Source organism: Actinomadura scrupuli, assembly GCF_050971785.1.
In the GTDB taxonomy this organism is placed as follows: Bacteria; Actinomycetota; Actinomycetes; order Streptosporangiales; family Streptosporangiaceae; genus Actinomadura_E; species Actinomadura_E scrupuli.
This window is the reverse complement of the sequence record NZ_JBPCCU010000002.1, coordinates 153966-172773: the sequence shown is the minus strand read 5'-3', so window position 1 is coordinate 172773 and position 18808 is coordinate 153966. Positions and strand designations below refer to the sequence as shown.

Below are 18808 nucleotides of genomic sequence, written 5' to 3'. Positions count from 1 at the left end.
GCCGGGGGCTGCCCGGACGGTTCACTTCGTGTCGTCGTTCTCAGTTGATTCGACGGTCTCGTCCGGCTCGGCCGGCTCGGCGACCGCCACCCGCGCGGGCCGGAGGATCCGGGCGCCGATGCGGTAACCGGGCTGCAGGATGTCGACACAGGTCGGCTCCGCCACGTCCGGGGAGTAGGAGTGGATGAGCGCCTCGTGCACGGTCGGGTCGAAGGGCTCGCCCTTCTCCCCGAACCGCTCCAGGCCGAGCTTCCCCACCGCCGCCTCGAGTGCCTCGCCGACCGACTTGAACCCGCCGGTCAGCTCGTCGTGGTCACGGGCGCGCCCGATGTCGTCGAGGATCGGCAACAGCTCGTTGAGCACGTTGCCGAGGCTCTGCTCACGGACCGCGACCCGGTCCCGTTCGACCCGCTTGCGGTAGTTGGAGTACTCCGCCTGGAGCCGCTGCAGGTCGCTGGTGCGTTCGTCCAGCTGCTCCTGGAGCTTGGCCACCTCGGAGTCCCCCTCCTCTTTTTTCTCGTTGTCCTGCGCGAGGCCCGGGTCGGTCGGGCCGGTCTCGGCCGACGCGTCCGGGGCCCCGGGGGCCGGCGTCTCCGCCGGCTCCCGGACCTTGCCGGTGACGGGATCGATACGCCGCTTGTCGCGGATCACCGGCCCCTCGCGCTCCCCGCCCTCATGGGGTGGAGGCACACTCACTTGGCACCGTCCTCGCTCTTCTTGTCCTTCTCGTCATCGACGATCTCGGCGTCGACGACCTCGTCGTCCTGGCTCTGGGCACCGGCGGAGGCGTCTGCCCCCTCGGCCGGAGCCTCGCTCTGCTGCTGCGCGTACATCGCGGCGCCCATCTTCTGGCTGACCGTGGCGAGCTGCTCGGCGCTGGTGCGGATCGCGTCGGTGTCGGTGCCCTCGAGGTTCTTCTTCACCTCGGCGACAGCGTCCTCGACCTCCTTCTTGAGGTCGTCAGCGATCTTGTCGCCGTTCTCGCGCAGGAACTTCTCGGTGGAGTAGGCCAGCGTGTCCGCCTGGTTGCGGACGTCGGCCTCCTCCTTGCGCTTGCGGTCCTCGTCGGCGTACTGCTCCGCGTCGCGGACCATCTTCTCGATGTCCTCCTTGGGCAGTGCGGAGCCCCCGGAGATGACCATCTTCTGCTCTTTGCCGGTACCGAGGTCCTTGGCCGCGACGTTCACGATGCCGTTGGCGTCGATGTCGAAGGTGACCTCGATCTGCGGGACCCCGCGCGGCGCCGGCGGCAGGCCGGCGAGCTGGAAGGTGGCCAGCTTCTTGTTGTACGCCGCGATCTCGCGCTCGCCCTGGTAGACCTGGATCTCCACGGACGGCTGGTTGTCATCGGCGGTGGTGAACGTCTCCGACCGCTTGGTCGGGATCGTGGTGTTCCGCTCGATGATCTTGGTGAAGATGCCGCCCTTGGTCTCGATGCCCAGCGACAACGGGGTCACGTCCAGCAGCAGGACGTCCTTGACCTCGCCCTTGAGCACACCGGCCTGCAGGGAGGCGCCGACGGCCACGACCTCGTCGGGGTTGACGCCCTTGTTGGGCTCCTTGCCGCCGGTCAGCTCCTTGACCATCTCGGTGACGGCCGGCATCCGGGTCGAACCGCCGACCAGCACGATCTGGTGGATGTCGTTGATGCTGACCCCACCGTCCTTGATGACCTGCTGGAACGGGCCCTTGACACGCTCGAGGAGGTCCGTGGTCAGCTTCTGGAACTCGGCCCGGGTGAGCTTCTCGTCCAGGTGCAGCGGGCCCTCGGCGCTCGCGGTGATGTAGGGGAGGTTGATCGAGGTCTCGGCGGAGCCGGACAGCTCGATCTTGGCCTTCTCGGCGGCCTCACGGAGCCGCTGCAGCGCCATCTTGTCCTTGGACAGGTCGACGCCGTGGGCGTTCTTGAACTTGGTGACCAGCCAGTCGACGATCTTGTTGTCCCAGTCGTCACCACCGAGGTGGTTGTCACCACTGGTCGCCTTGACCTCCACGACGCCGTCGCCGACTTCGAGCAGCGAGACGTCGAAGGTGCCGCCACCGAGGTCGAAGACGAGGATGGTGGCCTCGCCCTCCTTCTCCAGGTGGTAGGCGAGGGCGGCCGCGGTGGGCTCGTTGATGATCCGCAGGACGTTCAGGCCGGCGATCGTGCCGGCCTCCTTGGTGGCCTGCCGCTGGTGGTCGGAGAAGTACGCCGGGACGGTGATCACCGCGTCGGTGATCTTCTCGCCGAGGTAGGCCTCCGCGTCACGCTTGAGCTTCTGCAGCACGAACGCGCTGATCTGCTGCGGCGTGAACTCCTTGTCGTCGATCTTGGTCTTCCAGTCGGTGCCGATCTCGCGCTTGACCGACCGGATGGTGCGGTCGACGTTCGTCACCGCCTGGCGCTTGGCGACTTCACCGACGAGGACCTCACCGTTCTTGGCGAAGGCGACCACGGACGGCGTGGTCCGCGAGCCCTCCGCGTTGGCGATGACGGTGGGCTCCCCGCCCTCCAGAATCGCGACGACCGAGTTGGTCGTCCCGAGGTCGATACCGACCGCTCGTGCCATGGGTTCTCGTCCTCCGTCGTTTTGCCGTCGGCCGTCGCCGGGCCGGCGACCGCCAAGTTGAGTCCTGATGGCGCAAGGTTACCGATCCTCCAGACCTTGTCAACCGACTTGAGTCTAGGGGACGCAACTTTGCTGATGTCTCTCCCAACATGACGAGCGAGCGCCCTATTCCGTTCCGGGTGGGGAAGATGCCCGGCGCACTTGGCTGTGACGGGCGTGTCGGGCATGGTGAGATCCTGGGAAAGGAGTCGTGATGACCCTGGCGATGAGCGCGGCCGAACGGGAGGCATTCCTCGCCGGCGTCCATGTGGGCGTCCTGAGCGTCGCGGAAGGGGAGGACCGGGCGCCGCTGGCGATACCGGTCTGGTACCTGTACGAGCCGGGCGGTGACATCGCCTTCATCACCGGCCGGGACAGCCGCAAGATGGAGCTGGTCCGGAAGGCGGGCCGGGTGAGCCTGGTCGCGCAGGACGGGGAGCTGCCGTACCGGTACGCCTCGGTGGAGGGCCCGGTCGTGGTGATCCAGGACCCGGCACGGCAGGAGGATCGCATAACGCTGGCCGAGCGCTACCTGGGCCCGGAAGGGGCCGCGCAGTACCTGGAGTCGACGAAGGATGTCGCCGGCACCATGGTCACGGTCTCGGTGCGCCCGGAGCGCTGGTACACCCGGGACTACGGCAAGTCGTGAGCGGTGCCCGCCCGCTCACGGCGGCGGACCGGACCGCACGGAAGAAGGCGGCATCGTGGTGAAGGCCGGCGGGTCGAACCGCGGCATGCGGCCGGGCACGATCCTCTACCACCAGGTGGTCCTGGAGGCTGGACCGACGCCGCCCACCACCCCTGAGCCGATGACAAGATGAGCGAATCATCCAGTCGTTTGACTGAATGATTCGCTCATGTTGTCATGGGCCCATGCTCTACGCGACGCCTTCCCTGGCAGGTGATGACCAGCGGGTTCTCGGGGAGATCGAGGAGATGCGCCGGGAGCTGCGCTTCCAACTGGCCGAGCGGCACCGCTGGGACGGTCAACTGCGCCGCCACCTCCAGGCACGCGCCATCCAGGGGTCCAACTCGATCGAGGGCTACCGGGCCGGCGTCGAGGACATCGAGTCCATCATGGCGGGCGAGGCTCCCCTGGAGACCGGCGATGCCGTCGCCCGGGAGATCGCCGGCTACCAGCAGGCGATGACCTACGTCCGGCAGCTGGCCACCACCCCGCACTTCGGCTACGACGTGGGGCTCATCCATGCCCTCAACTTCATGATCATCGGGCATCACCTGAACAAGAGCCCCGGAGCGCCGCGGCCCGGTGCCGTCTTCGTCCGGAACAACGCCACCGGGGAGGTCGTCTACGAAGGTCCCGACGCCGATCAGGTGCCGGCCCTCCTGGACGAACTGGTGGCCTGGCTGAACGACGGAGATCTGGACGTGCCGGTGTACGTACGGGCGGCGATGGCCCATTTCAATCTGGTGAGCATCCATCCCTGGCGCGACGGCAACGGCCGCATGTCCCGGGCACTACAGACGCTGGTCATCGGCCGGGAACAGATCCTCACACCCGAGTTCTGCTCCATCGAGGAGTGGCTCGGTATCGCGGAGAACACCGTCGACTACTACCGCGTACTGCGGGACGTCGGCCAGGGCCGGTGGACACCCACCGGTGACGCCCAGCCCTGGGTGAGGTTCTGCCTGCGGGCGCATCATCTGCAGGCGCAGCAGGTGCGGCGCCGGTTGAAGGACGCCGGTCAGGTGTGGATGCTGCTGGAGGAACAGGTCGACGCGGAGGGACTGCCGCCGCGCACCGTCGCCGCGCTGTACCAGGTGTTCGTCAGCAGGAGGGTGCGGCGCGGCACCTATCAGTCCGACGAGGCCCTCAGCCATGGCCAGGCCGCCCGCGACCTGCGTGAGCTGGTGAAACACGACTGGCTCACCCCCTACGGCGAGACCAAGGGCCGGTTCTACGCCCCCGGCCGCAAGATGATGAGGATCCGCGAGGACTTCGCTGCCCGGATCACCCCGCTACGCGACCCGTACAAGAAGGCCGGTTCCGTACGGAGTCGTAGCGCCCGTTCCTGAGCTCCCGGGCGAACGCCGCCCAGCGGGCGCGGCGAAGGCGGCACGGCCCGGCGTGAAGACGATTCCGGGTTGCGGGCAATCACCGGTGACCACAACGCCACACGGAAGGCGCCGGATGGATGACCGTCACACACCCACCCCCGATCGGAGCCGTCCAGATGGCTGACGAGCCCAGCGACGCCGACGTCATCGGCAGGTCCCGGCACGAGCCGGAGCACTTCGCGGTGATCTTCGATCGGTACTTCCCCCGGATCCACCGGTACGTCGCCTCCCGGCTCGGGCACAGCGCGGCCGATGACGTCGCGGCGGAGACCTTCCTCGCCGCGTTCGACCAGCGCGACCGGTACGACCTGGCCCGGCCGGAGGCGCGTGCCTGGCTGTACGGCATCGCCACGCATCTGATCGGCCGGCACTGGCGGGCGGAGGAACGGATGTACCGCGCGCTGGAGCGATCCGGCGTGGACGGCGACGCGGGCTGCCACGCGGACCGGGTCGCCGAGCGCATCAGCGCCGAGCAGATGCAGCCGCGGTTGGCCGCGGGGCTGGCCGGCCTTGCACAGGGCGACCGGGACGTGCTCCTGCTCGTCGCGTGCGGTCAGCTCGCCTACGACGAGGTGGCACTCGCGCTCGGCATCCCCGCCGGGACCGTCGGCTCGCGGTTGAACCGGGCCCGCAACCAACTTCGTCAGGCGCTCGGCGCTTCCACGCCGGGACAGGAGGCCGTCAACCATGGATGAGATCAAGATGCTGCGGGACCGCCACGAGGCCGAGCCGGCTCCTTCCCCGGAGGTCGTCGCGGCGGCACGGGCCCGGCTGGCGGCGCACACCCGATCGCACACCGCCTCGCATACCTTGTCGCACACCCCGTCCGAGAGCCGGGGCCGGCGCCGTGGTCTCCGGTCGCCCTGGCCCGCCGTGGCGGGACTGGGCCTGACCGCGGCCGCCGCCACGGTCGCCATCGCCATGGCCGTGACCTCGGGCACGAGCCCGAGCGGGACCGGCGCCACGCCCACCCGGGAGGTGCAGCTGTCGGCGGGTCAGGTCCTGCTGGCCGCGGCGGCAAAGGCGGACCTGCAGCCCCAGACGACGGGCCGCTACTGGCACACCTCGACGCGGTCGTCCTGGGTGCTGCGCGTCGGCACGCAGGCGAATCCCTACCTGCTGAGCGAGGGCAGCACGGACGACATGTGGCTGGCCCGGGAGCCGGTGCACGGCACCAGCTGGTCGTGGCGGCAGGAGCTCGGGGTCAAGCCGCTGACCGTGGCCGACGCGGCGGCCTGGAAGCGGGCGGGCTCACCGGCCATGGTGAAGATGATCAATCGGGGCGTCGCCGGCAAGCAGGTCCCGATCCGGCCGCCCGGCAAGGTCACCGGCGGCCGCACCGACCCGACCGGCCCGGGGGACGCGATCTACGCGATCGGCCCGAAGAACGTCACGATGAAGGACCTGCTCGCACTTCCCGCCGATCCGGGCCGGCTCAAGGCCTACCTGCTCTCGATGTACAAGGGGCATGGCACCGAGTCCAGCGGTCAGGCCATGTCCGCCGACGTGTGGCTGTTCACCGTCTCCAGCGGCCTGGTGATGGGCATGCCGGCCAAGCCCGCCGTCCGGGCCGCGGCCTACCGCATGCTCTCCAAGCTGCCCGGCGTCACCGTGATCGGCACCGTCAAGGACCCGGCAGGCCGGTCGGGAACGGCGATCGCGATCAACGAACGCTCGACCTACAACGGTGTGGTCCAGCATCGGCTGATCATCGACCGGGAGAGCGGACGGGCCCTGGCGAGCGAAGAGGTCGCGCTGAAGCCCGCCGGCACGACCGAGGGCTTCCCCCCGGGGACGGTCTTCGCCCACTCGGTCTACCAGGCCAACGGCTGGACGGACGACAAGCCGCACCCGCCCACCCCGTAGGGGCCACGGCGAAGAGGCCACCCGGACCCAGCACGGGTCCGCGGTGGCTTCTTCGCGTCCGGGACGAAGAACCCGAAAACCCCTGGTAACGATGGGGGATCTGAGACCACTTCCTGGTGACATGTACACCGGAACGGATGGGGGTGGGCGGTGACCGACGCCGAACGTTTCACCGCGATGTACGACGACTGCCGCCAGCGCGTGTGGGCCTACGTGGTCAGCCGGGCGGGCCGGCAGGTCGCCGACGAGGTGGTGAGCGAGACGTTCGCCATCGCCTGGCGGCGCCTCGGCGATGTGCCCGAGCCGCCGCTGCCATGGTTGCTGGGCGTGGCCCGCAACGTCCTGCGCGACGACATCCGCGCGCAGGTACGCCGCGAGTCGTTCGCCGCCGAGCAGCGCGGCTGGGGTGAACCGCGGGGGGCCGACATCGCCGAGCACGTGGCCGAACGGCTCGCGGTGCTGCGGGCGATGGCGGAGCTGGCCGACGACGACCGGGAGATCCTGATCCTGATCGCCTGGCAGGGGCTGACGCCACAGGACGCCGCCACGGTCGTCGGCTGCACACCGGCGGCGCTGCGGGTTCGGCTGCACCGGGCCCGCAAACGGCTCGTCGCGCTGACCGAGCAGGCGATGGAACGGCCCGGTGAGCCGGCCCGGCCCGTGCGCCGTCCGATCCCGATCACACAGAAGGAACTCTCATGATGCGCGATCCGCTGCAGGCGCTGGCCGAAGCCCGTCCGGCACACCTCGACCCCGCCGCGCCGATCCCGGACGGCACCCGCGCGACGGAACTGGCCAGGGCGATGGCCGGGCCCGCGGACCGGACCGGCGACCGGGCCCCCCGCCACTCGCGGCGCGCCGTACGCTCGCTCTGGGGCCTGGGACTGGTCGGGGCCGCCGCGGCCGCCGCCCTGGTGGTCGCCACCACCGGGACCGGCGGCGAGAGCGTGGACCGGGCGGTGCCCGCCCCGGCCACCACGACGCTGTCCGCTCGCACGGTGCTGCTCTCGGCGGCCGAGTCGTCGCTGAAGGCCCCGGCCGCGGGCGGCGCGTACTGGTACGTCGCCGGGGAGTACGGCCACGTCAACCTGGTCGGCACCAAGGTCAGATATTTGGTCGCCGACCGCAGCGGCCACCAGCAGTGGACGGCCCGCTCGCCCAAGGGGGAGAGCCGGTTCGTCGACCAGGGCCTCGGCGCGGCGCCGCTCACCGCCGCGGACAAGGCGGCCTGGCAGCAGGACGGGTCGCCGGCCAGCTGGCAGGTGACGGTCGGCAAGCCGAAGGCCGGCAACCCCAAGGCGGTCGGCAGACTCCTGCTGGAGTCGGCTCCGCGCAAGCCGTTCGGCGGCCAGACCAACCTCGGCGACAAGGTCTTCGACCTGGCGGGCCGGAACGTGACGGTCGCGGAGCTGCAGGCCCTGCCGGCCGATCCGGCCGGGTTGAAGCGGCGGATCCTGCAGGGCTACGCGGGGCACGGCACCGAGTCGAGCGGGGACCCGATGGCCCGTGACCCGTGGCTGTTCCAGGTGACCACCGGGCTGCTTCGGGAGATGCCGGTGAAGCCCGCCGTGCGCGCCGCCGCGTACAAGATCCTCGCCGGGCTGAAGGGCGTGCGCTCGCTGGGACAGGTGACCGACCCGCTGGGGCGGACGGGCCAGGGCATCGGCATGAGGGAGACCAACGCGCTGGGCACCTCGGAACGGCAGATCATCGTGAACCCGGCGACGGGCATCCTGCTCACCGACCAGACCGTGGCGGTCCGGGGCACCGGGGCGAACGCCTGGGCCAAGCCCGGCACCCTGCTGTACTGGGACGCCACCAAGACCGCCGGGTGGACCGACGACAAGCCGGTCCGCGCGAACCCGCCCGGGTCTCCGAGGGGCTGACCCGAAGCCTGTCCGCTTTGGGTATTTATACGTGTTTTATCCCGTCACGGTGTTGCAAGGTCGTGGGCACACGGTTCCCCGAACTCTGTGAGGACGACATGTGCCACACGATCAACACCGGCGGACTTCCCCTGTGGGTCACCTGTGGTGACGAGACCGAAGAGCCTTGAGCCGGCGAAGTCCGGACCGTACCGCCGAACCCGTCACGGGGCCGGCGGTACGGGCCGTACCGGGGGATGCGGACGTCAGTAGGACCGGTGCCGGACGGCCCACCGGGCGATGAGCCGGTCGGCGGTCGCCGGAGCGGGCAGCCCCACGAAGGCGTTGACCCTCAGCTCCGCGGCGAGGTCGCCGCAGCCGAGCGCGTTCGGCATCGCGAACAGCGAGTCGGCCTGCACCTTGAGCATCCCCACCCCGTCGAAGACGGCGGGGATCGCCCAGTTGAGCTGCGGGCGCACGACCACGGGCTCGAGCTCGTTGCCGATGAAGCAGTGATCGCTCAGCCCGGCGCCGATGATCCTCGCCTTGACCCCGAAGAGGTACGGAAGGACCGCGCCCGGCTTGACCAGGCCGGTGCCGTAGAGCTGGACCTTCCAGCCCTTCGGGTCGGGAGTCTCGAACGGGGTGCCGGCGATCCCCACCACCAGCGGCAGCGGATCGCCCGTGATGCCGCCCCACGTGGCGACGGTGCCGCCGGTCAGCGTCCGCCCCTGGGCGACCGTCACCCGCAGCGGCTGGTCGAGGTGGGCTCCCATCAGGTTGAGCTGGAAGGTCCCGTCGAGAGCGGTCATCACGTAGCAGTTCCAGGTGCCCGAGACGGCGCCCGCCGGCAGCGCCGGGCAGTCGGCGAAGTCTGCCTCGGAGGGGTGATAGGCGTTGTCCGCCAGCGCCGGGGTCGCGGAGACGGTCCCGGCGAGGGTCAGCGCCGCCACCGCCGCCGCCAGGCCGAGGGCGGCCCTGCGTACTGATCGAAGCATCGGAGCTCCTGCGTCTGGTCCGGGGTGGGTCCGGGGTGGGTCAGTACGTCTTGTGCCGCAGTGCCCACTGGAACTGGGCGTAGTTGCTGGTGGCGTTGGCCGGCAGCCCGATCAGCGTGTTGACCGTGAACGTGGTGGCGGCGTTGGAGCAGCCCGAGGCCGCGCCGAGGGAGTACACGTCGTCGTAGACCTGGGTCTTGATCATGGGAGTGGCGTCGAACAGCCAGGGGAGCCACCAGGAGACCTTGGGCTTGATCACGATCGGCGTGGTGTCGCCGCCGACGTAGCAGGTCTCGCCCAGGCCGGTGCCGATGATGCGTATCTTGACGCCCACCGACGCGGGGATGGTCAGGCCCGGGGTGACGTGCCCGGTCGCGTACGGCTGGAGCTTCCAGCCGGTCGGGTGCGGCGTCACGAACGGGGTGCCGGGCACGCCGGACACGAACGGGACGGGGTCGGCGGACAGGCCGCCCACCTTGGCGATCTTGGCGCCCCCGGTGACCTGCCCCTGGGCCACGGTCAGCCGCCAGGGGGCGGTGAGGTTCGCGCTCATCTTGTCCAGGCGTACGACTCCGCCGACGGTCGTCATGACGTAGCACGTCCAGGTGCCCTGGGCGTCGGCCGGTTTCGCCGGGCAGTCGGCGAAGTCGCTCTCGGCGGGGTGGTAGGTGTTGTCGGCCGCGGCGGGGGACGCGCTGACGCCGATCACCGTAGCGACGGCGGCCAGGCCGACCGCGGCTCGGACCAGCGGACGCGGGAGTGCCCTCATCTGTCGCTCCATGAGCTCGCCCGGGCCTCGACGGCACCCGGGACCAATAGGGGTGGCCGGTCTCGGGTCCGCGCCGTCCGCCCGACACCAGGTGCAGGGACTCTAACCACCGGGAGATCGTCAGCCAAGACCGTTTGGGTAGCCGCCCGGACACGCGGGGCTCCCTGGCCCATCGGGGCCGTCGAGCACCACCGTTATCGGTTGACACATATGTGTCGTAAGCCTCACACTGCCCCCGCGTTGAATCCGGTTCTAGTTGGGCATGGAGGAAGGGCCCGGGCCGGTGAAGCGGGCTCGTCGCTGGTTGTGACACCTGTAGCTACCCGCGAGTAGTATCTGGACCCCGGATGAAGAACTGTCTGTCGCGAGTCCTACGCTGACAGCCAACGGCCGTACCGCGGTAGCCCTGCCAAGGAGGACGGAACTGTGTGGCTTGTAATGCTCATAGGGCTCGCCGGTACGGCGCTCGCCTTGGCGGTCGCGGGTCGGCGAGTGCTGTTCCTGTACCGGCTGGCCAAGAGCGGCCAGCCCGCGCCCGACCGCGTCCTCACGGTCAAGCGTGACCCCAAGGGAGACGTCGAGGCAGAGGTCGTCGAGGTCCTCGGGCAGCGCAAGCTGCTCAAGTGGACCGTGGCGGGCCTGGCCCACTTCTTCGTCATGTGGGCGTTCATCCTTCTGGCCTCGGTCTACCTCGAGGCCTACGGCGCGCTGTTCGCGGACATGAAGTTCCACATCCCGCTCATCGGGACCTGGCCGTTCGTCGGGTTCGTCCAGGACTTCATCGCCGTGATGTGCCTGCTGGGCCTCATCACCTTCGCGATCATCCGGGTCACGAACTCGCCGAAGAAGCTGGACCGCGGGTCCCGGTTCAAGGGCTCGCACACCGGCGGCGCCTGGGTCATCCTGATCATGATCTTCAACGTCCTGTGGACGATGATCTTCTTCCGCGGCGCCGCTGCCGCCATCGGCAACCTGCCGTACAAGAGCGGGGCGTTCGTCTCGATCGGCGTCGGCAAGCTGATGGACGGGCTGAGCCACGACACCCTCGAGCTCCTCGAGAAGGTCGGCCTGCTGCTGCACATCGGCGTCATGCTGGTCTTCCTGGTCATCGTGGTGAACTCCAAGCACCTGCACATCTTCCTGGCGCCGGTCAACGTCCTGTTCAAGCGGCGGCCGGACGGCCTGGGCGCCGCCCAGCCGATGATGAGCGACGGCAAGCTCCTCGACTTCGAGGAGGCCGACCCGGACACCGACGTCTTCGGCCGCGGCAAGATCGAGGACTTCACCTGGAAGGGCTTCCTGGACTTCGCCACCTGCACCGAGTGCGGGCGCTGCCAGTCCCAGTGCCCCGCCTGGAACACCGGCAAGCCGCTGTCGCCGAAGATGCTCATCCTGGACCTGCGCGACCACGCCTTCGCCAAGGCGCCCTACATCCTGGCCGGCTCCGACGAGGAGCGGGAGAAGCTGCCCGACGCCGTCAAGGCCGAGGCCGAGCGCCCGCTGGTCGGCGGCGCCGACGTGGGCGGCGTCATCGACCCCGACGTGCTCTGGTCCTGCACCAACTGCGGTGCCTGCGTCGAGCAGTGCCCGGTCGACATCGAGCACATCGACCACATCCTCGACATGCGCCGTTTCCAGGTCATGATCGAGTCCTCGTTCCCCTCCGAGGCGGGGGTGATGCTGAAGAACCTCGAGAACAAGGGCAACCCGTGGGGCATGTCCGAGATGAAGCGGCTCGAGTGGATCGAGGAGCTCGACTTCGAGGTGCCCGTCGTCGAGGACACGATGCCCGAGGACACCGAGTACCTCTTCTGGGTCGGCTGCGCCGGTGCCCTGGAGGACCGCGCCAAGAAGACCACCAAGGCCGTCGCCGAGCTGCTGCACATCGCCGGCGTCAAGTACGCGGTGCTCGGCCCGGCGGAGGCCTGCACCGGCGACCCGGCCCGCCGCCTGGGCATGGAGTTCGTCTTCCAGATGCTCGCCCAGCAGAACGTCGAGACCCTCAACGAGGCCGGCGTCAAGAAGATTGTGGCGACCTGCCCGCACTGCTTCAACACCCTCGCCAACGAGTACCCCCAGCTCGGCGGCTCCTACGAGGTGGTCCACCACAGCCAGCTGCTGGCCAAGCTGGTCGACGAGGGCAAGCTCGTGCCGGTCACGCCGATCAACGAGAACATCACCTACCACGACCCCTGCTTCCTGGGCCGGCACAACAAGGTCTACAAGCAGCCGCGCGACATCATGGCCAAGGTGCCCGGGGTGAAGACGCAGGAGATGCACCGGCACAAGGACCGGGGCTTCTGCTGCGGCGCCGGCGGTGCCCGGATGTGGATGGAAGAGCGCATCGGCAAGCGCATCAACACCGAGCGGGTCGACGAGGCGCTGGAGACCAACCCCGACACCGTCTCGACCGCCTGCCCGTTCTGCCTGGTGATGCTGGGCGACGCGATCAACGAGAAGAAGAACTCCGGCGAGGCCAAGGAGTCGCTGGAGGTCGTCGACGTCTCCCAGCTGCTGATCAAGTCCGTCAAGGGCGAGCCCAGCAAGGAGCCCGTCGCGGCCGAATGACCCGATCGTCAGCGCCCGTCTCCCCCCGGGGACGGGCGCTCGACGATTACCCGGGCCTCGTGATCGAGCCGGGCCGTGGGGCGCTCCGGTCAGCGGGGGATCAGGTCCTCGGGCCTGGTGATGCGGTAGCCGTCCAGGTCCAGAGTCACGCCCCCGTACGCCTCCGCGATGGCCAGCGACGCCTGCGCGACGTCCATGGCCAGCTCGGCGGGCACCCGCGCCGGCACCTCGGCCTCGGCGAGATCGCAGGTCAGCAGCCCCGGCACCTCCCGCAGCGCGCCCAGAGCGTACGGCCGCCCGGCCGCGGGCCGCACCACCCCGGCGATGCGCGCCCCGACGTACAGCTCCACATCGCCGCCCTTCACCTGGGCATAGGCGATCCCGCCGAACATCACCACGTCCTCGGCCTCGGTCAGCTCCCGGGAACCCGTCACCGCCGACGCGTACGGTCCCAGCAGCTCGCCGAGCGAGGCGGGCTCGGGCCGTACCGGCAGATACACGGTCGCCCGGTGGTGGTCGGCATCCCGTCTCCGGATCGGCCGGCCGTCATGGAACCACCGGCCGCCCATCCGGTGCGCCAGCCCCGGCACCAGCTCGGCGCCGCGTCTGCTGACGTACGCCACCGGCCAGCCGGGCGGGATGCCCGCCCGCCGCGCCACCCGCGGGGTGATCGAGAAGGGGCCGCGCAGCGCGATGCCGTCCACAGTGCGGATCGTGTCGCCGCGCTGCTCGGCGGCCGGATGGAACAGCCGTACGGTCTCCAGTACGTGCTCGGGTTCGGGAACGTAGGGAAGCAGGAGGGTGGACCCGCGGCGTACACGGCGGGCAGCCCCATCGATAAGAGCCATCACATGGGGTGTGACGCGCCACTCCCGGGTTCGGACGACGTCCAGAGTGAATTCAGCGAGGCATGAGGTCCGTGGGACCGGTGAGACGGAAGCCGTAACGGTCGACGGCCACGCCGCCGAGCTCACGCTGCAGAAGCTCGACGATCCGCCAGGTCTCCCCGGCGGTCACCGGCGTGGGCCCGTTGACGTCATCGATGCCCACTTCGTACACCGCCTCGGCGTCCCGCAGCGCGTTCACCGCGGGCGGCAGCAGCGCCCGGTCCCGGACGACCCAGGCCGAGATCGTCAGCTCGCTGTCCTCGTCGTCGAACCAGAACAGCTCCAGCTTGGGATCGTCCCGGATCGCCACCCCGGGCAGCACCGGACGCAGCAGCGTGGCCAGCTCGGCGGCCAGCAGCTTGCGCGGGACGAAGACCCGGGCCAGGTCCTGCAGCGGCTCCTGGTCCCCGTCCGGTGCGGGCGGCGGCACCAGCCACGAGCCGCCCAGATGGTGCCGCAGTGCCCGCGCCAGGACGTCCTCGGCCGGCGGGACCACCAGCTCCGCACCGCGCAGCCTGAGCGTGGCCCCGCTGCCGGTCAGCTTGATGGTCCGGCGGCGCCGCCGCGCGTACGGGTCGTACCGCTGGAGCAGCTCGGTCACCCGGTCGGGGTCGGCGCCCTCAGGCAGCCGCAGCGTGTAGGCCAGGTCGCGCCGGGAGGATCCGGGGGCTCGGGGGGCTAGCCGCATGGCCGGGGCGGCTCAGACCTTGGACCGGTGGAAGTTGAGGTACGACTTGGACGGGGTCGGGCCACGCTGGTCCTGGTAGCGCGAGCCGTACTTCTCCGAGCCGTACGGATGCTCGGCCGGCGACGTCGTCCGGAACAGGCACATCTGGCCGATCTTCATCCCCGGCCACAGCTTGATCGGCAGCGTCGCGACGTTAGACAGCTCCAGCGTGACGTGGCCGCTGAACCCGGGGTCGATCCAGCCCGCGGTGGAGTGCGTCAGCAGGCCCAGCCGCCCCAGACTGGACTTCCCCTCCAGCCGGGCGGCAAGATCGTCCGGCAACGCGAAGATCTCGTACGTCGAGGCCAGCACGAACTCCCCGGGGTGCAGGATGAACGCCTCATCCGCTTCGATCTCGACCAGCCGGGTCAGGTCCGCCTGCTCCTCGGCCGGATCGATGTGCGGATACTTGTGGTTCTCGAACACCCGGAAGTAGCGGTCCAGCCGCACGTCGATGCTGGACGGCTGGACCATGGCCGGGTCATACGGGTCGATCTTCGTTCGCCCGGAGTCGAGCTCGGCCCTGATGTCACGATCGGAGAGCAGCACGTCAAAACGGTACCGTTTCCCTGACTTCCGCCGCGCCAAACCCCCCTGCGGAGAGTCGCGGGCGGACCGTCATCGTGATCGTCCGCAGGAGTCTCATGGGACTGCGGGATCCGGTACCATGGGCGAGCGGTCGCCTTCCGGGGCGCCACATGCGGGTGTGGTTCAATGGCAGAACTTCAGCTTCCCAAGCTGACGGCGCGGGTTCGATTCCCGTCACCCGCTCCACAGCGAAGGCCCAGGCCAGGGACATGATCCCCAACCTGGGCCTTGATCGTTTCTAGGGCTGTTGTGCCCGCCGTGCAATTAACGTGCAAGGAGGCCGTGGGACGAGTGCGCCCATCTTCTCGGTTGCCGGTGATGCTCGTCGGTGGGAGCGATCAGATGCGGAGCCATTCCACCCGGGATGGTCGTTGCAGGCTGGCCGCTTCGCACAATCTTGGAATGTGGGAGCCGTCGCTGGAGGCGACCTTTGACGGGCCGGTTCCGCTTGCTGCGGTGGCTACCACCAAGGCGTCCACGACGCAGTCGTGACCCGAGAGGCCGGCGTCTTCCAGTAAGGCCGCCGCGAGATCGGCCAGGCCCTCGGTGACGTCGATCACTGTCAGCCTGGATCGCACCCACTCCAGCCGCTTGGCTGCGCGACCAGCGCGGCGCTGCTCGACGATCGTTACGGCGCTGATGATGGGCGCGAAGCCGTCACGGCGCGCCAAGTCCAGCCGGGCCAGCATGCCGCGGTCGTCGTCGGCCAGCAGAGAAAGGGCTTGGGCGTCCAGGACCAGTACCGGGCCGGCCAGCAGGCCAGGCTGGTTCACTCGCCGCGCCATGCGGCCTCTGCCTCTGCCATCTCTTCGGGGGTGAACTCTCCGAGCCGTGTCGTGTGGTCGTCTACGATCTCCTGGGCCTTCAGCAGAGCCAGGTGTCGCTCGGCGGCAGAGTCCAGGAAGGAGGAGAAACCGCGTGCTCCTGTACGAGCTTCGATCTCCTCGGCCAGGCTACGACGCAATGTCACCGACTTCTTGACGGTCGGGTCGGGAGATTCGGATGATTCGCGGCGGCGACGTCGCGCAGGACTCTTCCGGGCGGTGCCCGTTCCCGGTGGCGTGGTCATGACTCCAATTATACTACTCAAAGTAGGATACCAGGGTGCGCGCGGCCGGCCGGCCCTCAAACTGCTGCGGCCACGAGGAGCCTGGAGCTCGGATGTCTTTGGGGGCACAGCGCCGTACAGGGTTAGGGGTGATCGACCGCCGCGTGATGCTCGGAGTGGTGGCCGGCCCCTCTCCACTCAGGGTCCACCTGCCCGAGGCACGGAGCGCTTGAGGGGAAGTGAGCCCACGATCGGAGCTGGAGGCGTGTGCCATTAGCGTGCCATTAGCCAGGGTGAACAGGGGGCAACCCGGGGCACTGGCGGTCACATCGAAGCCCAGGTCAGCGACCATGACGGCTCGAATCCGTCTGATTCCCAAGCTGACGGCGCGGGTTCGATTCCCGTCACCCGCTCCACCGACAGAGACCCAGGTCAGGGCGCCGTCATTGGCGCTTGCCTGTGTCTTAACGATCAGCGCTTGAACACCGCGATATCGGTAGCGGGCGGCATACTGCCGGCATGAGTTATGACCTGGCGCTGTGGGAGGGGGCGCAGCCCGCTGACGATGTCGAGGGTGGGGCTGTCTACGAACGGCTCTACGACACGTACATGGAAGACGAAGAGATCGAGCCCACCCCGCGCGTTCTCGCCTATGCGGTCGCGCTGGCCGAGCGCTGGGCCAACTTGAACGGAGTCGAGACTTCTCGTTGGGGTCCAGTGATCGACAGCGTTTCCGGTCCAATGATCTATCTGACAATGCCCTACGGGAGATCAGAGCAGCTCTCCGCAGAGGCCGTCCAACTAGCGGTTGAGCATGGTCTTGTCTGCTACGACCCGCAGTGGGAGCGTCTACGGTCAGCTGACGAGGAACCAATCTGACAGCCTGAACGCGTGATCTTCCCTGGGCGAGACTGCTAACGGCAGTGCTAACGGCAACCCTGGACGACGGGGGTTCCACCTTGATTGTGGACACCGGTTGTTATGCGGCGGTTGGCAGCGTAGTGGTGGTCGATGTTGTTTCGTAGTCGGCGGGGCTGAGGTAGCTGAGGGCCGAGTGGCGTCGTCGGGTGTTGTAGAAGGTCAGCCAGCTGAACACGGCCAGGCGCGCCTGGCCGATGGTGGGCCAGCCTCGCGTGGGGAGAATCTCTCGTTTGAGGCTGGCGAAGAACGACTCGGCCGCGGCGTTGTCCGCGCTCGATCCGACCGCTCCCATCGACTGGCGCACCCCGGCCGCCGCACACGCCTGCGCGAACGCGGCCGAGCTGTACTGGGAGCCGCGATCGGTGTGAAAGATCACCCCGGTGACGTTGCAGCCCCGGGACCGCACGGCCGCGTGCAGCGCGTCGATGACGAGATCGGCGCGCATGTGGTCGGCCATCGAATAGCCCACCAGGCGGCGTGAATACAGGTCGATGACCGTGGCCAGATACATCCACCGCCCACCCGCCGGCAGGTAGGTGATGTCACCCACCCAGCGGCTGTTGGGTGCGGTCGCGGTGAAGTCGCGTCGGAGCAGGTCCGGCACCGGGCCGGCCACCCGATCGGGGATCGTGGTGCGGGTCCGCCGACGCTGATGAGCGCCCACAATCTGATGCTCACGCATGAGGCGCTCCACCCGCTTACGGTTGACCGGCAGGCCGGCGGCGCGGAGTTCGGCGTGCACCCGCGGTGACCCGTAGGCCCGCCCGGACTCGGCGTGGATCGTGCGGATCCGCTCGACCAGACCAGCGTCCTGGGCCGCCTGGGCGACTCGTGCCGGGGCAGCCTGACGCCACCGATAGAACCCCGAACGTGAGATGTTCATGATCTGGCACAGCCGCTTCACGCCATAGGCGCGGTGATGGGATTCGACGAAGTGAAAGCGGCTCACCCCAGCGTCTCCCGAGCGAAATACGCCGCCGCCTTCCGCAGCACCTCCCGCTCCAACCTGAGCTCGGCGACCTCCTTACGCAACCGGGCCAGCTCGGTGTCCTTGGCCGACTCCTGCGCCGCACCGGGCCGCTCTGCTGCGTCAGCGGCACGCAACCAGGTCCGCAACGTCTCGTGATTGATCCCCAGGTCTCTAGCGACCTGAGCGATCGGCTTGCTCGATGAACGAACCATCGCCACGGCATCGGCCCGGAACTCAGCCGGGTACTTGAACGTGCCCAACAAGGACTCCTCTCCCTGAACCACTCATGATCCAGGTCTGAAGGTGTCCACGTTCAAGGGGGAAGTCCCGACCGTGGACGGCCATGGAACACACGGCGGCGGACACGCCCCACGAGCAGGCCCCGAGGACCGTCATGAATGGCTGTGGACGATCTTGATCGGTCTACGGATCAAGTGGCCAAGCTACTGAGTTGAGCCGTTTTTGATCAAGGGTGGCGAGTCCCTGCGCGACCGTTCACTGAGCAACGGCCTGCAGGCGACGAACAGCGAACGCGGTCACAGGGTTCGGTACGACCGCCAGGCTCATGCTTTACACGACAGAGAGGACCAGTTCGCCCTCTTCAGGCTCGTCCACGCGTACGTCGATCGTGGCGTCTTCCTCACTCTCGAATCTCAGGGTGAAATAGGGGGATAGCACCTTGAGGAACTCCCAACCCTCGCGGTCTTCGCCGGTCAGGGGTGAGGCAAAGGCTGCAGTCGCACGCCACCCTGCGCTATCGCTGACCACAAGTAGGCGCACGTCGATGGAGGCCAGGCATGTGTCCTTGTTCGCCCACCACTCCAAGCGGGCCGGCCCCTGGTAGCGGTCCATGTTGCGAGTATGGCGCCATCACTAGAACGCTTCCGGCGGGGTCTCGGACTCCGGGATGCGCAGCCCGCGCGATTGGCGG

The 18808-nt window shown here is 68.8% G+C and carries 19 protein-coding genes and 1 tRNA gene; 9 read left to right on the top strand and 11 right to left on the bottom strand.

Annotated elements, in window-relative coordinates; genetic code table 11:
* Window positions 1–21: 21 nt before the first annotated feature.
* Both grpE and dnaK read right to left on the bottom strand, forming a co-directional pair.
* The gene (gene grpE, locus ACRYCC_RS08480; RefSeq protein WP_433810081.1) at window positions 22–696 is read right to left on the bottom strand and encodes a nucleotide exchange factor GrpE; all 675 of its coding nucleotides are present in this window, start codon (window positions 694–696) and stop codon (window positions 22–24) included.
* Window positions 693–2552: a molecular chaperone DnaK gene (gene dnaK / locus ACRYCC_RS08475; protein ID WP_433810080.1), complete on the bottom strand. Its 1860-nt coding sequence runs from the start codon at window positions 2550–2552 to the stop codon at window positions 693–695. Before dnaK ends, grpE begins: the two co-directional genes overlap by 4 nt.
* A 253-nt stretch (window positions 2553–2805) precedes the next feature.
* Here dnaK and ACRYCC_RS08470 point away from each other — a divergent pair, with 253 nt between their 5' ends.
* From ACRYCC_RS08470 to ACRYCC_RS08445, 6 genes are all read left to right on the top strand, one after another.
* The gene (locus ACRYCC_RS08470) at window positions 2806–3240 is read left to right on the top strand and encodes a pyridoxamine 5'-phosphate oxidase family protein (protein ID WP_433810079.1); all 435 of its coding nucleotides are present in this window, start codon (window positions 2806–2808) and stop codon (window positions 3238–3240) included.
* Between the two features lie 224 nt (window positions 3241–3464).
* On the top strand, window positions 3465–4628 hold the full coding sequence (locus ACRYCC_RS08465) for a Fic family protein (protein WP_433810078.1): 1164 nt from the start codon (window positions 3465–3467) through the stop codon (window positions 4626–4628).
* A gap of 158 nt (window positions 4629–4786) precedes the next feature.
* On the top strand, window positions 4787–5365 hold the full coding sequence (locus ACRYCC_RS08460) for an RNA polymerase sigma factor (RefSeq protein ID WP_433810077.1): 579 nt from the start codon (window positions 4787–4789) through the stop codon (window positions 5363–5365).
* Window positions 5358–6536: a CU044_5270 family protein gene (locus ACRYCC_RS08455; protein WP_433810076.1), complete on the top strand. Its 1179-nt coding sequence runs from the start codon at window positions 5358–5360 to the stop codon at window positions 6534–6536. The genes ACRYCC_RS08460 and ACRYCC_RS08455 overlap by 8 nt, the downstream gene beginning before the upstream one ends.
* Before the next feature lie 150 nt (window positions 6537–6686).
* A complete protein-coding gene (locus ACRYCC_RS08450) occupies window positions 6687–7238 on the top strand; it encodes an RNA polymerase sigma factor (RefSeq protein WP_433810075.1) in 552 nt (183 codons plus the stop codon).
* The gene (locus tag ACRYCC_RS08445) at window positions 7235–8422 is read left to right on the top strand and encodes a CU044_5270 family protein (protein ID WP_433810074.1); all 1188 of its coding nucleotides are present in this window, start codon (window positions 7235–7237) and stop codon (window positions 8420–8422) included. Before ACRYCC_RS08450 ends, ACRYCC_RS08445 begins: the two co-directional genes overlap by 4 nt.
* Window positions 8423–8667: 245 nt before the next feature.
* Here the strand turns inward: ACRYCC_RS08445 and ACRYCC_RS08440 are convergent, their stop codons facing one another.
* Both ACRYCC_RS08440 and ACRYCC_RS08435 read right to left on the bottom strand, forming a co-directional pair.
* Complete coding sequence (locus tag ACRYCC_RS08440; RefSeq protein WP_433810073.1) at window positions 8668–9399, bottom strand: hypothetical protein; 732 nt, start codon at window positions 9397–9399, stop codon at window positions 8668–8670.
* A gap of 40 nt (window positions 9400–9439) precedes the next feature.
* Window positions 9440–10168: a hypothetical protein gene (locus ACRYCC_RS08435; protein ID WP_433810072.1), complete on the bottom strand. Its 729-nt coding sequence runs from the start codon at window positions 10166–10168 to the stop codon at window positions 9440–9442.
* A gap of 438 nt (window positions 10169–10606) precedes the next feature.
* Between ACRYCC_RS08435 and ACRYCC_RS08430 the strand changes: the two genes are divergently transcribed.
* A complete protein-coding gene (locus ACRYCC_RS08430) occupies window positions 10607–12736 on the top strand; it encodes a (Fe-S)-binding protein (RefSeq protein WP_433812115.1) in 2130 nt (709 codons plus the stop codon).
* 89 nt (window positions 12737–12825) lie between these two features.
* Here the strand turns inward: ACRYCC_RS08430 and ACRYCC_RS08425 are convergent, their stop codons facing one another.
* From ACRYCC_RS08425 to dcd, 3 genes are read right to left on the bottom strand one after another with little or no spacing between them, the layout of a single operon-like run.
* Window positions 12826–13584, bottom strand: a complete 759-nt coding sequence (locus ACRYCC_RS08425; protein WP_433810071.1) for a hypothetical protein — start codon at window positions 13582–13584, stop codon at window positions 12826–12828.
* Between the two features lie 52 nt (window positions 13585–13636).
* On the bottom strand, window positions 13637–14311 hold the full coding sequence (locus ACRYCC_RS08420; RefSeq protein ID WP_433810070.1) for a hypothetical protein: 675 nt from the start codon (window positions 14309–14311) through the stop codon (window positions 13637–13639).
* Between the two features lie 12 nt (window positions 14312–14323).
* On the bottom strand, window positions 14324–14899 hold the full coding sequence (gene dcd, locus ACRYCC_RS08415; RefSeq protein WP_433810069.1) for a dCTP deaminase: 576 nt from the start codon (window positions 14897–14899) through the stop codon (window positions 14324–14326).
* A gap of 151 nt (window positions 14900–15050) precedes the next feature.
* On the opposite strand from dcd, the gene ACRYCC_RS08410 reads away from it, so the two are divergent.
* Window positions 15051–15124, top strand: a tRNA-Gly gene (locus ACRYCC_RS08410).
* A gap of 152 nt (window positions 15125–15276) precedes the next feature.
* Here the strand turns inward: ACRYCC_RS08410 and ACRYCC_RS08405 are convergent.
* The gene (locus tag ACRYCC_RS08405) at window positions 15277–15711 is read right to left on the bottom strand and encodes a hypothetical protein (protein WP_433810068.1); all 435 of its coding nucleotides are present in this window, start codon (window positions 15709–15711) and stop codon (window positions 15277–15279) included.
* Window positions 15708–16007 (bottom strand): hypothetical protein, encoded by a 300-nt coding sequence (locus ACRYCC_RS08400; RefSeq protein ID WP_433810067.1) that lies wholly within the window; start codon window positions 16005–16007, stop codon window positions 15708–15710. Before ACRYCC_RS08400 ends, ACRYCC_RS08405 begins: the two co-directional genes overlap by 4 nt.
* Window positions 16008–16505: 498 nt before the next feature.
* Between ACRYCC_RS08400 and ACRYCC_RS08395 the strand changes: the two genes are divergently transcribed.
* Window positions 16506–16865: a hypothetical protein gene (locus tag ACRYCC_RS08395; protein WP_433810066.1), complete on the top strand. Its 360-nt coding sequence runs from the start codon at window positions 16506–16508 to the stop codon at window positions 16863–16865.
* A 100-nt stretch (window positions 16866–16965) separates the two neighbouring features.
* On the opposite strand, the gene ACRYCC_RS08390 is transcribed toward ACRYCC_RS08395, so the two are convergent.
* A protein-coding gene (locus tag ACRYCC_RS08390; protein WP_433810065.1) for an IS3 family transposase occupies window positions 16966–18137 on the bottom strand; the annotation gives its coding sequence in 2 pieces (ribosomal slippage) (window positions 16966–17873 and window positions 17873–18137; 1173 coding nt in all).
* A 310-nt stretch (window positions 18138–18447) separates the two neighbouring features.
* Complete coding sequence (locus ACRYCC_RS08385) at window positions 18448–18729, bottom strand: hypothetical protein (protein ID WP_433810064.1); 282 nt, start codon at window positions 18727–18729, stop codon at window positions 18448–18450.
* Window positions 18730–18808: the final 79 nt, after the last annotated feature.